Source organism: Prochlorococcus marinus (genome assembly GCF_001180245.1).
Classification (GTDB): Bacteria; Cyanobacteriota; Cyanobacteriia; order PCC-6307; family Cyanobiaceae; genus Prochlorococcus_A; species Prochlorococcus_A marinus_F.
In genome coordinates this window covers 137,815-153,149 of the sequence record NZ_CVSV01000116.1, presented here as the reverse complement: position 1 = coordinate 153,149, position 15,335 = coordinate 137,815, and the positions used below count along the sequence as shown (strand labels likewise).

Annotated in this window: 17 protein-coding genes, 1 tRNA gene and 1 rRNA gene; 12 read left to right on the top strand and 7 right to left on the bottom strand. The window is 34.1% G+C overall.

Features of this window, described 5'->3' with window-relative positions:
• Nucleotides 1-73, bottom strand: a 16S ribosomal RNA gene (locus tag AMO19_RS05060); the annotation flags it as partial.
• Nucleotides 74-673: 600 nt separating this feature from the next.
• Here AMO19_RS05060 and AMO19_RS05055 point away from each other — a divergent pair.
• Nucleotides 674-2,113 (top strand): glycoside hydrolase 100 family protein, encoded by a 1,440-nt coding sequence (locus AMO19_RS05055; protein ID WP_075507578.1) that lies wholly within the window; start codon nucleotides 674-676, stop codon nucleotides 2,111-2,113.
• A gap of 2 nt (nucleotides 2,114-2,115) precedes the next feature.
• Here the strand turns inward: AMO19_RS05055 and petD are convergent, their stop codons facing one another.
• Nucleotides 2,116-2,598, bottom strand: coding sequence for a cytochrome b6-f complex subunit IV (gene petD / locus AMO19_RS05050; RefSeq protein WP_002808353.1), 483 nt, complete (start codon nucleotides 2,596-2,598; stop codon nucleotides 2,116-2,118).
• 34 nt (nucleotides 2,599-2,632) lie between these two features.
• A complete protein-coding gene (gene petB, locus AMO19_RS05045) occupies nucleotides 2,633-3,289 on the bottom strand; it encodes a cytochrome b6 (RefSeq protein ID WP_011817812.1) in 657 nt (218 codons plus the stop codon).
• A gap of 71 nt (nucleotides 3,290-3,360) precedes the next feature.
• On the opposite strand from petB, the gene ctpZ reads away from it, so the two are divergent.
• From ctpZ to AMO19_RS05015, 6 genes are all read left to right on the top strand, one after another.
• Entirely contained in the window at nucleotides 3,361-4,656 is a 1,296-nt protein-coding gene (gene ctpZ / locus AMO19_RS05040; RefSeq protein ID WP_075507577.1) for a carboxyl-terminal processing protease CtpZ, read from the top strand.
• Nucleotides 4,657-4,683: 27 nt separating this feature from the next.
• A complete protein-coding gene (locus tag AMO19_RS05035) occupies nucleotides 4,684-5,940 on the top strand; it encodes an HD domain-containing protein (protein WP_075507590.1) in 1,257 nt (418 codons plus the stop codon).
• 10 nt (nucleotides 5,941-5,950) lie between these two features.
• A complete protein-coding gene (locus tag AMO19_RS05030) occupies nucleotides 5,951-6,613 on the top strand; it encodes a septum site-determining protein MinC (protein ID WP_075507576.1) in 663 nt (220 codons plus the stop codon).
• 111 nt (nucleotides 6,614-6,724) lie between these two features.
• On the top strand, nucleotides 6,725-7,540 hold the full coding sequence (minD, locus tag AMO19_RS05025) for a septum site-determining protein MinD (RefSeq protein ID WP_075507575.1): 816 nt from the start codon (nucleotides 6,725-6,727) through the stop codon (nucleotides 7,538-7,540).
• Nucleotide 7,541: 1 nt separating this feature from the next.
• A complete protein-coding gene (gene minE / locus AMO19_RS05020; RefSeq protein WP_025894000.1) occupies nucleotides 7,542-7,886 on the top strand; it encodes a cell division topological specificity factor MinE in 345 nt (114 codons plus the stop codon).
• Between the two features lie 66 nt (nucleotides 7,887-7,952).
• Nucleotides 7,953-8,024: transfer RNA gene (locus AMO19_RS05015), tRNA-Thr, on the top strand.
• A 178-nt stretch (nucleotides 8,025-8,202) separates the two neighbouring features.
• Here AMO19_RS05015 and AMO19_RS05010 read toward each other — a convergent pair.
• From AMO19_RS05010 to AMO19_RS04995, 4 genes are all read right to left on the bottom strand, one after another.
• The gene (locus AMO19_RS05010) at nucleotides 8,203-8,784 is read right to left on the bottom strand and encodes an L-threonylcarbamoyladenylate synthase (RefSeq protein ID WP_075507574.1); all 582 of its coding nucleotides are present in this window, start codon (nucleotides 8,782-8,784) and stop codon (nucleotides 8,203-8,205) included.
• A 23-nt stretch (nucleotides 8,785-8,807) separates the two neighbouring features.
• The gene (gene prmC / locus AMO19_RS05005; RefSeq protein WP_075507573.1) at nucleotides 8,808-9,677 is read right to left on the bottom strand and encodes a peptide chain release factor N(5)-glutamine methyltransferase; all 870 of its coding nucleotides are present in this window, start codon (nucleotides 9,675-9,677) and stop codon (nucleotides 8,808-8,810) included.
• Nucleotides 9,678-9,688: 11 nt separating this feature from the next.
• The gene (gene psbM, locus AMO19_RS05000) at nucleotides 9,689-9,841 is read right to left on the bottom strand and encodes a photosystem II reaction center protein PsbM (RefSeq protein WP_011817804.1); all 153 of its coding nucleotides are present in this window, start codon (nucleotides 9,839-9,841) and stop codon (nucleotides 9,689-9,691) included.
• Nucleotides 9,842-9,945: 104 nt separating this feature from the next.
• Nucleotides 9,946-10,308, bottom strand: a complete 363-nt coding sequence (locus AMO19_RS04995) for a 2Fe-2S iron-sulfur cluster-binding protein (RefSeq protein ID WP_075507572.1) — start codon at nucleotides 10,306-10,308, stop codon at nucleotides 9,946-9,948.
• A gap of 222 nt (nucleotides 10,309-10,530) precedes the next feature.
• Here AMO19_RS04995 and psbB point away from each other — a divergent pair, with 222 nt between their 5' ends.
• The 5 genes from psbB (at nucleotide 10,531) to metK (ending at nucleotide 15,332) form a co-directional block, all read left to right on the top strand.
• Nucleotides 10,531-12,054: a photosystem II chlorophyll-binding protein CP47 gene (gene psbB, locus AMO19_RS04990; RefSeq protein WP_075507571.1), complete on the top strand. Its 1,524-nt coding sequence runs from the start codon at nucleotides 10,531-10,533 to the stop codon at nucleotides 12,052-12,054.
• 23 nt (nucleotides 12,055-12,077) lie between these two features.
• On the top strand, nucleotides 12,078-12,176 hold the full coding sequence (locus tag AMO19_RS04985) for a photosystem II reaction center protein T (protein ID WP_011131951.1): 99 nt from the start codon (nucleotides 12,078-12,080) through the stop codon (nucleotides 12,174-12,176).
• A 97-nt stretch (nucleotides 12,177-12,273) separates the two neighbouring features.
• Nucleotides 12,274-12,753, top strand: coding sequence for a transcriptional regulator NrdR (gene nrdR / locus AMO19_RS04980; protein WP_075507570.1), 480 nt, complete (start codon nucleotides 12,274-12,276; stop codon nucleotides 12,751-12,753).
• Between the two features lie 108 nt (nucleotides 12,754-12,861).
• Nucleotides 12,862-13,953, top strand: a complete 1,092-nt coding sequence (locus AMO19_RS04975) for a 30S ribosomal protein S1 (RefSeq protein ID WP_075507569.1) — start codon at nucleotides 12,862-12,864, stop codon at nucleotides 13,951-13,953.
• 137 nt (nucleotides 13,954-14,090) lie between these two features.
• On the top strand, nucleotides 14,091-15,332 hold the full coding sequence (metK, locus tag AMO19_RS04970) for a methionine adenosyltransferase (protein WP_075507568.1): 1,242 nt from the start codon (nucleotides 14,091-14,093) through the stop codon (nucleotides 15,330-15,332).
• Nucleotides 15,333-15,335 lie beyond the last annotated feature (3 nt).

Genomic DNA, 15,335 nt, shown 5'->3' with positions numbered 1-15,335 from the left:
AGGTTCGTTCGACTTGCATGTGTTAAGCACGCCGCCAGCGTTCATCCTGAGCCAGGATCAAACTCTCCGTTGTGTTCAAATCCTTTTGTAGATAAATCTACTCAAAATGAATTGCTTTATCCAAATAAAAACTTCAGTTTTTGAATTTAGTTTCAGCCTCCTTAAATTTTAAGGATTACATTGAGTGCACATTAAAAATATTTTAAAGTGACTTTCCAAGATCTCAGATCCGTTTGCATCAAAGCTAAAAGTTAGCAATTGATGACATTTTTATATATTCTTGACGGGACCTCACACCTTTATTGCATATACATCTTGAGATAACTAAAAAATTTTAGTTGCTCTTGACGCAATAAAAGCATCAGTTCCTAAGTTTTTAAATTTTCTAGGTGCAGAGTTAAACAACAAGTGATCAACTCTATTCGAAGGTAAAAACCTTCTTCTGGCTGAAAAAAATGATCTAAATCAAATCTTCAAAAAATTCATTCATTTACCAAAAATTAGATTTAAGATAATTTCCTGAATAATGCAAAAAGTATATTTCTGCCCAGAAGAAAATACTAAACCATCCGACTGTAATTGTGCAACCTTTTATACAAAAATTTTTTATTAATTTTTTATTTGATCAAAGTCTCATTAAACAACTAGGCTTAAATATAGGGATATAAATGAAATGGCAGAAAGATTTAGTCAAAAAAATTTAAGAGTAAGACCAAGTTCTGATGAGGAAAAAATTGTAACAAATGCAAAAAAACACTTCGAGAAGACTTTGGTTGAGATATCAGGCGAGCTAGTAGGAAGCGTCGCTGCACTAGAACATCCAACAAAAAATAAAAAATTAAATTATGGAGAAATATTTTTAAGAGACAATGTTCCTGTAATGATTTACCTCATTACCCAAAAACGTTACGAAATTGTCAAAAAGTTCCTAAGTGTATGCCTTGAGTTACAAAGCTCTAATTACCAAACGCGTGGTGTATTTCCTACTAGTTTTGTTGAAGAAAATGGACAGCTCATTGGAGACTATGGTCAGAGATCAATAGGGAGGATTACTTCAGCCGATGCAAGTTTATGGTGGCCCATTTTATGTTGGTATTATGTCAATAAGAGCGGTGATTATGCCTTTGGGAAAAGTCAAAGCGTTCAAAGAGGTATTCAACTTCTACTAGATCTAGTTCTACATCCAACATTTGAGGGTACTCCAGTACTTTTTGTTCCAGATTGCGCATTTATGATTGATAGACCTATGGATGTATGGGGCGCACCACTAGAAGTTGAAGTTTTACTTCATGGATGTTTAAAAAGTTGCATTCACTTAATGGAATTAAGTAGAGCAGATCATGTAAGTAGACTTTTAGATCAAAGACTTGTTCTTACAAATCAATGGGTTAAGGATTTAGGAAGTTTTCTTTTAAAGCATTATTGGGTTACCAGCCAAACAATGCAAATTTTAAGAAGAAGGCCAACTGAGCAGTATGGTGATGATCAACACTTCAATGAATTTAACGTTCAACCTCAAGTGGTTCCCTCATGGCTACAAGATTGGTTAGAGAATAGAGGTGGTTACTTAATAGGAAATATTAGGACAGGAAGGCCTGACTTTCGATTTTACAGTTTAGGCAATTCTTTAGCATGTATGTTTGGAGTTCTGCCTCCTGAAGAACAAAGAGCTTTATTTAGATTAGTTTTACATAACAGACAGCATTTAATGGCTCAGATGCCTATGAGAATTTGTCATCCTCATATGGATGTCGAGGAATGGCAAAATAAAACTGGATCCGATCCAAAAAATTGGCCTTGGAGTTACCATAACGGTGGTCATTGGCCAAGCTTACTTTGGTTTTTTGGTACTGCTGTCCTATTACATCAAAAACATTATGGTTCAGAAGATGTGATCCTCATGGAAGAAATGAAATCTTTAATTGAGGAATCATATTGGTGTCAACTTAATCAATTGCCTAAGCAAGAATGGGCAGAATATTTTGATGGTCCTACTGGTACTTGGGTTGGGCAACAATCAAGAACATATCAAACTTGGACAATTGTTGGATTTTTATTAATGAATCATTTTTTAAGGAATGAGTATAACGATCTAGATATGTTTAAGATTTGAGTCTAAAATAGTCCTAGGGTTAGTGATTTATCAATTGGCAAGCATGCCCCAATACCTAGGTATATCGTTAAAAAAGTTCCGAATAAGAAAACAGACATTGCTATGGGTCTTCTAAATGGATTAGAAAACTTATTAACGTTTTCAATAAAGGGTAAAATCATTAATCCAAGTGGAATTAATGTTTGAAGTGCAATACCCAAAAGTTTATTAGGAACAACTCTAAGTATTTGAAAAACTGGGTATAGGTACCATTCAGGAAGTATTTCTAAGGGAGTTGCGAAGGGATTAGCTTTGTCTCCCAACATTGCAGGATCAAGAACTGCTAATCCAACTACACATGCAATAGTTCCTAAGATAACAACAGGGAAGATATATAGTAAATCATTTGGCCAAGCTGGTTCTCCATAATAATTATGGCCCATACCTTTAGCTAACTTTGCTCTCAATTTTGGATCAGACAGATCTGGTTTTTTTAACGTGGACATATGGAAAAACTAATAATGGTTTAAGTATAAGGGTTTATAAAGGACCTGAAATACCCTGTTTACGAATCATTAAAAAGTGCATCAACATGAATACTGCTAATGACCATGGCAATACAAAAGTATGAAGACTGTAAAATCTTGTTAAAGTAGACTGTCCAACACTTTCTCCACCTCTAAGAAGTTCAACCATAAAGTCTCCGATTACTGGTATTGCAGCAGGAACACCTGAAACAATCTTAACTGCCCAATAACCCACCTGATCCCAAGGTAGGGAATAACCTGTCACTCCAAAAGCGACAGTTATGACTGCCATTACAACACCTGTAACCCAAGTTAATTCTCTTGGCCTTTTAAATCCTCCTGTAAGATAAACCCTAAAGACATGAAGAATTAACATCAAAACCATCATTGATGCACTCCATCTATGGACAGATCTTATTAACCATCCAAAACTTACATCGGTCATTAAATAACTAACTGAACTATAAGCTTGTGTAACAGTAGGCTTATAGTAAAAAGTCATTGCAAAACCTGTTGCAAATTGAATTAAGAAGCATACTAAAGTTATGCCTCCTAAACAATAAAAAATATTTACGTGAGGGGGTACGTACTTGGAAGTTACGTCGTCAGTTATGTCTTGGATTTCAAGTCTTTCTTGAAACCAGTCATAAACAGATGAAGAATTCGCCATCCAAAAAAAAATTAGCTTTGATATAAAGAGCTTACTTAAAATTCTTATACTTGGTGTTAACACTTAACCCAATGAATTCATCTTTTAACAAACTTTTAACATTCAAAACTTTCATCACTGCCTCAATGATCATCGTTTTTTCTATCAATCTTTTGTTGATTGAAAGAGTGGATGCTCTCAGTGATAGCAGGCAATTAGTACTTGACGCTTGGACCTTAGTAAACGAAGGTTTTTATGATCCAGAAAAGTTTGATGAAATCCAATGGAAAAGAATTAGACAAAAAACGTTACAGAAACAAATTGAAACAAGTGAAGAGGCTTATTCCGCGATTGAAGACATGTTAAGACCTCTAGACGATCCCTACACGAGAGTTTTACGCCCTAAAGATTATGAGCTACTTAAATCAAGTAATTTTGGTAGTGAAATTAATGGTGTTGGGCTTCAATTAGGTGAAGATGATAACAATAAAGTTAAAGTTATTTCTACTCTTGGGGGGTCGCCAGCTGAAGAAGCTGGAATAGTAAGCGGGGACATCATCGAGACAGTGGATGGAATCTCATCAGAAAAATTAGGGCTTGCAAGTACCGCCTCTAAGTTAAGAGGTGAATCAGGGACAAAAGTTTTAGTTGAATTATCTACGGAATCAGGAGAAATTAGGGAAATCGATTTAGAGAGGAGGTCAGTAGATCTCAGGCCAGTTAGAACAAAAAGATTAAGAGACGATTCTCACACAATAGGATACTTAAGGATAACTCAATTTAGCGAAAGCGTACCTAAAAAAGTTGAAGAGGCTCTTCAAGAGTTAAAAGAGAAAGAGGTTGAGGGCATAATCTTGGATCTTAGAAATAATTCAGGGGGATTAGTAAGTTCAGGTATTGCAGTTGCAGACTCATTATTGAGTGAGAAACCCGTAGTCGAGACTAAAGATAGAAATGGAATCAAAGATGCAATTATTTCTCAAAAAGAGACATCTTTTGATGGACCAATGGTGACTTTAGTAAATAAAGGCACTGCAAGTGCCAGTGAAATACTTGCAGGTTCTTTAAAAGATAATGAGAGGTCAATTCTTATGGGAGAAAAAACTTATGGTAAAGGTTTAATTCAATCCCTAAAAAGTTTGGGAGAAGATAGTGGTATTGCGATAACAGTTGCTAGTTACATAACACCAAATGGTAACAATATTCAAGGCCAAGGTATAACACCTGACAAATTACTTGATCTACCGGATGCAAGTGATTTTGGAAGTACTGACGATAAATGGGTGAGGAATGCGGAATTATTTTTAGGGTCGCTTTTAGAAAAAGAAGAAGTTCCAGTTCAGACAATTGAATTAAGCAATGAAGAAATTAAATCTTTAAATAGCTAAAGATTGAAAATAAAAAAATCTAAAAATATGAGTATTAAAAGAATTTTTCATGACCCAATTCATAAAGAAATAGTATTTGATGCAGGAAAGCCAGAAGAATTAATGATTATGGAATTAATTGATACAGTCGCTTTTCAAAGGCTAAGAAGAATAAAACAACTTGGAGCGGCATCATTACTTTTTCATGGTGCAGAATCGAGTAGATTTACTCATTCAATTGGTGTTTTTTGTATAGCTAGAAAAATTTTTAAGAGATTAATTGAAAGTAAATCTTCATTTTGTGAAAATAAATTTATTCTTTATGGAGCAGCTCTACTACATGATTTAGGTCATGGACCTTTAAGCCATACCAGCGAAACAATATTCGAGCATGATCACGAACAATGGTCTGAAAAATTAGTTACAAATTATTCTCCAATAAATTCAATCCTCAAAAACTACGACAAGGATTTACCCAGAAAAATTTGTGAATTATTTCAATCAAAACAAATATTTTCAAAACCTTTGAAAACATTGATAAGTAGTGAGATTGATTGCGATCGTCTCGATTATCTTTTACGCGATAGTTACAACACAGGTACTAATTACGGTTTAGTAGATTTAGAGAGAATAATTTCAGCTCTTACTTTTTCACCTGATGGGAATATTGGAATCAAACCAAAAGGAGTGATCGCTATTGAGCATTTCCTTGTTCTTAGAAACTTGATGTATAGAACTATCTACAATCACAAGATAAATGAAATATCAACATGGATTCTAGAAAAAATATTACACACAATAAAACATAATTATGAAAAGAATATTTGGTTAGATAATTATCTATATAAATGGATTTTTTCACCTTCAAAGATTGATTTTGATGATTTTATAAGAAATGATGATATAACTTTTTATTATCATTTGATTAGATGGAAAGATGAATCTTTTGAGCCACTTTCTACACTGTGCAAAATGTTTATTGACAGAGATTTATTAAAGGCATCGGACATAAGTTTTTTAAGCAAGATGAATAGATTAAAAATCCTTGCATTTGCCAAAAAATTATGCGAAAAGAATGGTTATGATTCAGAAATATTTTGTGGGATTAAGGAAAAATCTTTTAAAGGTTTTGAATCTAATAATGCGTTAAAAATATGGGACGGCACTCATCAAAGCGCATTAGAAAATAGTTCTGCATTAATAAAAACCTTAATGAGATCTGAGGAAAGCTCTTTTATCATTTATCCAGATATGATCAAAAATGAAATTAAAAATGAAATTTCATTAATAAAGAACAATTCCTAGATTTAATTCAATGGAAATCGTTTTAAAAAATACTAAAAGTGAATATTTAGAGATCTTTTCTTTATTAGATTTAGATAATATCTATGAAACTTTCAAAAGGTTTTCTTCAATCAAGGAACCTTTAGAAGCAAAAATTTTTACCGTCAGCGAGTCAATAAGTTCTCATCAATTAGCAAAATTAAAAACCCAACTTATCAAAATTAATGTTTGTTCTTTGCGCATTTACTCGAATAATAGAAATACAGTATTAAGTGGGAAGTCTTTAAAAATTGATTCAGTTTTTATTAAAGAGCAAGAGATTAAAAAAAAGTTACTATCGTTAAATTCAAAAAAGAAAGACGATATTCTTCACAAAGGAACGGTACGATCCGGTGAAAGAATATCTTCAAATGGAAACCTATGCATTATTGGAGACGTTAATCCAGGAGCAATAGTTTCCGCTAAGAAAAATATTTATGTTTGGGGAAAATTACTAGGGATCGCATTCGCAGGTAAAAGTGGAAATAAAAATGCATCTATTGGATCACTTTATCTAAACCCTTTACAATTAAGAATTGCAGATGTGATAGCTATAGGACCAAAAGAAAAACCCAAAAATTATTATCCAGAAATTGCGGTAATAGATAAACAAACGATAATTATCAAACCACACCTAATCGAAAATAAAAATTAATCAATAATTTGCAATAAATTAATTCAAAATAGATAAATTTAAGAATTACTTAATCTTTAAAATATTTAACTTTCTGCAAGCGGCTTTATTATTTGTAAAATCTTAAAAATCGTGGGGAAGAATACTCGCACAATATTAATTTGCTCAGGTAAAGGAGGAGTTGGCAAAACAACTTTAACTGCAAACCTAGGAATAGCACTTGCTAATAGCGGAGCAACAACTGCTGTACTAGATGCTGATTTTGGCTTAAGAAATTTAGACCTTCTTCTAGGATTAGAAAATCGCATCATTTATACGGCTCAAGATGTTCTAGACAAAAATTGTCGTCTTGACCAAGCATTGGTTAGACATAAAAAGGAACCTAATCTTGCTCTTCTACCTGCTGGAGATCCAAGGATGTTGGATTGGATGAAACCTGAAGATATGAAAAAAATTAGTGAGCTTCTTAGTGAGAAATTTGATTTTGTACTAGTAGATTGTCCTGCTGGTGTAGAAGATGGCTTTAAAAATGCTCTTGCAGCCTGTAAAGAAGCTATTGTTGTAACGAACCCGGAATTATCGGCAGTGCGGGATGCGGATAGAGTAATAGGGATTCTTAATACTTCAGATATTGAGCCTATTCAACTTGTAATCAATAGAGTTCGCCCTAACATGATGGCTAGTCAAGAAATGTTATCGATCGAAGATGTTCAAGGGATCCTTTCTTTGCCTTTATTAGGGATTGTTTTAGAAGATGAACAGGTAATAATAAGTACAAATAGAGGAGAGCCACTGACACTTTCAGATGGTAGATCTCCTGCAAAAAAATGTTATTTGAATGTTTCTAAAAGACTTACAAATAAAGATGTACCAATTATCGATCTTAAAAAAGAAGGCAAAAGTCTTAAAGATAAATTCATGAGATTAATGCAAACAAAGGTTTTTTAAAATGATGACTCTCAGAGATCTTATAAATAAATTACTAGGCAGAGAAACGTCTAGTGCGAATACAGCTAGAGAAAGATTACAACTTGTACTTGCTCATGACAGAGTTGATATGAGTTCCTTAACAACTGATCTTTTAGATAAAATGAGGAAAGAGATCCTTGATGTAGTTGCTAAATATGTTGAAATTGATTTTGAGGAGGTGGCAGTAAGTTTGGAAACTGAAGATAGAATGACTGCACTAGTTGCCAATTTGCCAATCAAAAGAACTATTTCAGGAGAAATAAAATTCAAAAAAACTGATAAAACTGATAAAACTGATAAAGCTAACAAAGATATCAAAAAGTAATAAATTTAAAAAAAAGCTAAAAAAATACTGATAATTTACCCTCCCTAATTGTAAGATGAAGAGATTGCCGGCTTAGCTCAGCGGTAGAGCAGCGCTTTTGTAAAGCGAAGGTCATCAGTTCAAATCTGTTAGCCGGCATTTTGATTTATTTAATTCTGTTTAATATTTCTTGCTGAAAATAAAAAGACTAAACCTATCAGAGCAACAAAAGGAAAAAATCTTATTTCCAGAATATACTCTAAAAATGATGCAAGGGGTTCAAATATCCAATGAGTAAAAAATTGAATTAATAAAACAAAAAATAATAATAAAAACATTAATACAATTCCCTAACAATTACTTCTCCTTCTCTAATCAGTTTCCAATTTCCACTCTTCTTCCAAAATATAATAGTACTAGCTTTTCCAGTACTTTTCCCCCAAGGGATGGGACCCAAAATTTTTATAGAAGGGAAGTCTAGAGCAATACCTTCAGCTGTAATTGATCCTTTAAAACCTGAAATATTTGCACTTGAAGTTAACAAAGGGCCTGTTTCTCTCAAAAGAGATTGTGCCATATTTGAATTTGGAATTCTCAACCCAATAGTCTGATCATTACTAGTAAGGTGTGCAGTCTGCTTTGCTGAAGCAGGAATAATAATTGTCAGAGCTCCAGGCCAATATTTTGAGGCTAAATTTTCGTAATCTTCTTTTGCTGATTCGTGAACATAATCAACTAAATGTTTATGTTCTGATCCCATAAGGATTAAGGGTTTGTTTTTATCTCTTTTTTTAAACTCATAAATAATATTTGAGAATTTTGGTAAGCATCCAATTGCAGGTAAAGTATCTGTTGGGAAAATTATAGGCAAACCACTTTTAAGGGTCCTCCAAGCAGTTTTGCAGTCTACTAAATTCATTTAGATTAAGAACCTATAATAATTTATTTATATCTTCCAATGGTAAACCTACCAATACCTGAAAGATCTTTCACAATTTCTATTGATGTAAATTTATTTTTAATAAGTAGTTGTTTTACTTTTTCACTTTGATCAAAATGATTCTCTAAAATTAGCCAACCATTCTCTTTTAAGAATAATGGTGCTTTATGTATTATTTCCCTAATATGTTTTAAACCATCTTCGCCACCTAGTAATGCGACTTTAGGTTCGAAATTCTTAACTTCTTTGGGTAATTTTTCATAAGTATCTCTGGGAATATAGGGCGGGTTTGAAATAGCGAGGTCTATTTTTCCTTTAAAACTTTCAAGAGGTGACCACCAATTTCCACAATAAAATTTCAAATTTGATTGTTTAGAAGAATTTATAAAATTTTTTTTAGCAATTTCTAATGCGTGTTGATCTATATCAGTTGCCACTCCTTCGCTAAATGGATAAGCCAATGCCAAAGCAATACTAATTGCACCTGATCCAGTTCCTAATTCAGCAAAAAATAATTTTTCTGATTTCTTTTGAAATATATTGAAGACGATATCAACTATGAGCTCTGTCTCTGGTCTGGGAATGAGTACTTTGTTTGTAACTTTTAATTTTAAATCTCTCCAAAAAGTTATTCCACAAAGATACTGAATTGGGCAAGATTTTTGTAAATGATCATCCCAAATAGATTCTAAAAATTCTAAATTTTTTTTTAAATGTATTTCTTCCTTAGGATTTATACTTTTCAAGTTTAGATAACTAGACGTCATACCGCCCATACAATCAACTAAAACATCAAGAGATGGTTGATCCCCTCCTTTAGAAAGTTGCCTTTTTTTCCAAAATAAAAATTCCTCTACAGAAATGCAAAGCATTTATTAAAGTATTAGCGTTTTGGCCCAAGCCTACCTTTACTAGAGTCAGAGTAGAAGCTTGATTTTTCTCCATCTTGTGTAGAAATAAATAAACCAATCAGGAATATTGTTGGCACCCCTACAAATAAAAGACTAGCTACAAATCCAAAGTTAGTTGTTTCCATTTAATTGGTAGTTCTATGTTAGGTATTAAGACTATAGACATATAACTTGGAATAAAGTGGAAAAATAAACAAATTTTATAAACTGATTAACAGTCTTAAACAATTTATCGCGGTAATTTTTTATTTTCACTAATTTTTTTTAGTTCTTCCAAATTTGAGGGGGGAGATTGTGGTTTTGTTAAAATTACGGCAGATGATTTTATCAATGTTTGACATGCGAGGCGCCAATTTTCTGGTCTATTTTTTAGTTTTTCTTCTTCAACAGATGTAAGAGGACTCAAAGAATTTTTGTTTCCACCTTCAACTGAAATAAAGCAAGTACTGCATTGTCCTGCTCCTCCACAATTTCCCAGAATACCTTTTAAACCATAAAGTTGTAAGTTTTCTTTCATTACCAATTCCCTTAAGTTTTCACCAGGATTACATTGAATCTCTAAGTCCTCACGGATAAATCTGATAGTTGCCATTTTTTTTGTTATTTTCCTTATTTTGGCGTTTTACTTTGAGAATTGTGACCAAAATATTAACAGTTTTTAGCTAAAAATTTCTTGTAAACTTTGTTCTGCCAATGGATTTGCCCAATTTTTGCAAGAAAATAAATTTATTTACAAAAATCCCTCAAAGACTAAAAAACCCTTACTATCGTGATGTTTAGCTGTTTACTCAGCATAGTTACTAGAAATTAACCGATGGGATTGCCTTGGTATCGAGTTCACACAGTAGTTATTAATGACCCAGGTCGACTACTTGCTGTGCATCTTATGCATACTGCATTATTAGCCGGCTGGGCCGGTTCAATGGCTCTTTATGAATTAGCCATTTTTGATCCTTCTGATGCTGTTCTCAATCCAATGTGGAGACAGGGGATGTACGTTATGCCTTTTATGGCAAGACTAGGAATCACAAGTAGTTGGAATGGATGGGATATTACGGGTGCTACTGGAGTTGATCCTGGATTCTGGAGTTTCGAAGGGGTTGCAGCAGCTCACATAGTATTTAGTGGTCTATTGATGTTGGCCTCTATTTGGCACTGGACCTACTGGGACCTAGATCTATGGGAAGATTCAAGAACTGGTGAGCCTGCTCTTGACTTACCAAGAATTTTTGGAATCCACCTTCTTTTAGCAGGACTCACATGTTTTGGTTTTGGAGCTTTTCATTGCGCAAACGTGGGGATTTGGGTTTCTGATCCCTATGGTTTAAGTGGTCATGTAGAACCTGTAGCACCTTCGTGGGGAGTTGAAGGATTTAATCCTTTTAATCCAGGAGGTATCGTAGCTAATCATATTGCAGCAGGACTTATGGGCATTATTGGAGGTATTTTTCACATTACCAACAGGCCTGGAGAAAGACTTTACAGAGCATTAAAACTTGGAAGTCTCGAAGGAGTTCTCGCTAGTGCTTTAGCTGCTGTATTATTTGTTTCTTTCGTTGTTTCCGGAACCATGTGGTACGGTTCAGCAACCACCCCAATAGAGCTTTTTGGTCCTACTAGATATCAATGGGATTCAGGCTATTTCAAAACTGAAATTAACAGAAGAGTACAAGCTGCTATTGATGATGGTGCTACTAAATCAGAGGCATATGCATCGATTCCAGAAAAATTAGCCTTCTACGATTATGTAGGTAATAGTCCAGCTAAAGGGGGACTATTCAGAGTTGGAGCTCTTGTTAATGGTGATGGTCTACCAACTGGATGGCAAGGTCACATTGCTTTCCAAGATAAAGAAGGTAACGAATTAGAAGTTAGAAGAATTCCTAATTTCTTTGAAAACTTCCCCGTCATTCTTGAAGACAAAGAAGGTAATGTACGGGCAGATATCCCATTTAGAAGAGCTGAAGCAAAGTACTCATTTGAGCAAACTGGCATTACTGCAACTATCTATGGAGGAGACTTAGATGGACAAACATTTACAGATCCTGCAGTAGTTAAAAGATTAGCTAGAAAGGCTCAACTAGGAGAAGCATTTAAGTTTGATAGAGATACATATAAATCTGACGGTGTATTCCGAAGCTCACCGAGAGCATGGTTTACATATGCACATTTATGTTTCGGATTGCTATTCTTGTTTGGCCACTGGTGGCATGCTTCAAGAACCCTTTACAGAAATTCCTTTGCTGGTATTGATGCTGAGATTGGAGACCAAGTTGAATTTGGTTTATTCAAGAAACTTGGTGACGAAACCACAAGAAGAATCCCAGGAAGGGTTTAAACTAAACTTATTCACTTAATCTTATGGAAGCTTTTGCTTACGTTCTTATTCTAACTCTCGCAGTTGTTACTTTATTCTTTGCTGTCGCCTTTAGAGACCCACCTAAATTCGACAGAAAATGAACTCTGAAAAAAAACCTCTCTAACGAGAGGTTTTTTTACTTTTCATAATTAGGATATTACTCTACTATTAGAGTTAAAGTGCAACTTATTTCACCATATGCAGTGTCCAACCTGTCAAAATACAGATAGCAGAGTTTTGGAATCTAGATCTGCTGATAGTGGTAAAAGTGTTCGCAGAAGAAGAGAGTGCTTAAATTGCAGCTTTAGATTCACAACTTATGAAAGAGTGGAAACAATGCCAGTTTCAGTTATAAAGAAAGACGGTGGCAGAGAATTATTTGATAAACAAAAATTATTTACTGGCATATCAAGAGCATGCGAAAAGACTAATTTCAGCAGTGAAGCAATTATTAATTTCGTAGATGGAATTGAATCTCAAATCGTTCAAGATTCTAATAAAGATATTAAATCTTCACAAATCGGAGAATTAATACTTAAAAATCTTAGGAAAGAAAACGAAGTCGCTTATATAAGATTCGCCTCAGTTTACAGAAAATTTAATGGGGTAAAAGATTTTATTTCAACTCTTGAATCTCTAAAAGGAAGTTCAAAAAACCAATTAGCTTCAATTTCATAAAATTCAGCATCTTAAAGTGTAGAATACATATCACAAATGTTTTTGCTATTGGTTTGCAGGCTAGTAGCATCCCTTTCTAACTACCTTAGGTAGTCTGCGATACAACAAATGAACGAAAATTCTTCCCAAACAATAAAAGAACTTTCTGAAGACCAAGAAATTAAAAATTCGTCTGAGTTAGATAACGATTCAGCATCTCAAAATGAGGAAGATTTATCATTCGAGAAGAGCGATATACCTTCAGCAGATTCTTCCTCTAGCAGAAAAAATACGGATTTTGACAACGCAGGATTTACACAAGAAGAATTTGCATCACTTTTAGGCAAGTATGACTATAACTTCAAGCCTGGCGACCTAGTTAAAGGTACCGTTTTTGCTTTAGAACCAAAAGGGGCCATGATAGATATAGGGGCAAAAACAGCTGCTTTTATGCCTGTTCAGGAGGTTTCAATAAATAGAGTTGAAGGACTTAATGATGTTTTACAACCTTCAGAAAGTAGAGAATTTTTCATAATGAGTGAAGAAAATGAAGACGGCCAATTAGCCCTCTCCATTAGAAGAATTGAATATCAAAGAGCATGGGAAAGGGTTAGACAACTCCAAAAAGAAGATGCAACTATATATTCTGAAGTTTTCGCAACAAATAGAGGAGGAGCTCTCGTTAGGGTAGAAGGCTTGAGAGGTTTTATTCCAGGCTCTCACATAAGTGCTCGAAAAATTAAAGATGACTTAGAAGGTGAATATTTGCCTTTAAAATTTCTTGAAGTTGATGAAGAGAGAAATAGATTAGTACTAAGCCATAGGAGAGCTTTAGTTGAGAAAAAAATGAACCGACTTGAGGTAGGAGAAGTTGTTGTTGGCTCTGTAAAAGGTATTAAACCTTATGGAGCCTTTATTGATATTGGTGGAGTTAGTGGTCTATTGCATATTTCTGAGATTAGTCATGAACATATTGAGACTCCTCATAACGTTTTAAATGTGAGTGACCAAATGAAAGTCATGATAATTGACCTTGATTCAGAAAGAGGGCGAATTTCATTATCTACTAAAGCACTTGAACCTGAACCAGGAGATATGCTAACCGACCCTCAAAAAGTTTTTAGTAAAGCTGAAGAAATGGCTGCTAAATATAAACAAATGTTATTTGAACAGATTGATGACAACGAAGAGATCCCCACAGCTTCAGCTGAAACGGTATAAATTTACTTATTTATTTTGTGAACTCATACCGAAACTTAAGCCTCATTATTCTTTTACAAGTATTTTTTAATTTACAATAATTGATTTGTAACAAAGTTCTAACTTAGGATAGTATCTAATTTCAAAATTATTTGTTAATGAGTGATTTCATTTTCACTTCAGAATCCGTTACTGAAGGGCATCCTGACAAAATATGTGATCAAATAAGTGACGCTGTTTTAGATGCTTTATTGACAGAGGATCCAGAAAGCAGAGTTGCATGCGAAACTGTTGTTAATACGGGTCTTTGTTTACTTACTGGAGAAATAACTTCAAAAGCAAAAATCGATTATATAAAACTTGTTAGAAATGTAATAAAAGAAATTGGATATGAAAGCTATAGAGCAGGTGGTTTTGACGCAAATAGTTGTGCTGTTTTAGTAGCACTTGACGAGCAATCACCAGATATTTCTCAAGGAGTAAACGATGCAGATGATGTGAATGATGATTTGGAAGATAATACCGGCGCTGGTGACCAAGGCATAATGTTCGGTTATGCATGCGATGAGACGCCTGAATTAATGCCCTTACCTATTAGCTTGGCTCATAGATTAGCCATTCAACTGGCTAAAGTAAGGCATGAGGGAATCCTTAATTATCTTCTCCCTGATGGTAAAACGCAAGTAAGTATTGATTACGAAAAAGGGGTGCCTGTTTCTATTAATACTATTTTAATTTCAACTCAACATAATCCTGAAATAGACGGCATAACAAATGAAGAAGAAATTCGTCAAAGAATAAAAAAAGATTTATGGACGCATGTTGTAATACCTGCTACTGAAGATTTAGAAATCAAACCAAACGTTAGTAAAACAAGATTTCTAGTAAACCCTACGGGGAAATTTGTCGTAGGAGGGCCTCAAGGAGATGCAGGGCTAACTGGCAGAAAAATTATTGTAGATACTTATGGTGGCTATGCAAGACATGGAGGAGGAGCATTTTCTGGTAAAGATCCCACAAAAGTTGATAGATCAGCCGCTTACGCTGCACGTTATGTAGCTAAAAGTATAGTTAAGGCAAAATTAGCAAAAAAAGCAGAAGTACAATTAAGTTATGCAATTGGAGTAGCAAAGCCAATTTCCATTCTCGTAGAAACTTTTGATACTGGCGTTATTTCACAAGCTAATCTGACTGAGCTTATTAGAGAGCACTTTGATTTAAGACCTTCAGCAATAATAAAAGAATTTAACTTAAGAAATCTACCAAAAAAAATGGGAGGTACTTTTTTTAGAAAGACTGCATCCTATGGACATTTTGGCAGAAGAGATCTTGAGCTCCCTTGGGAAAATGTAGAAGACAAAGCAGCCAAATTAGCAGAGGCTTCCAAAATCTTTTTATAAAAT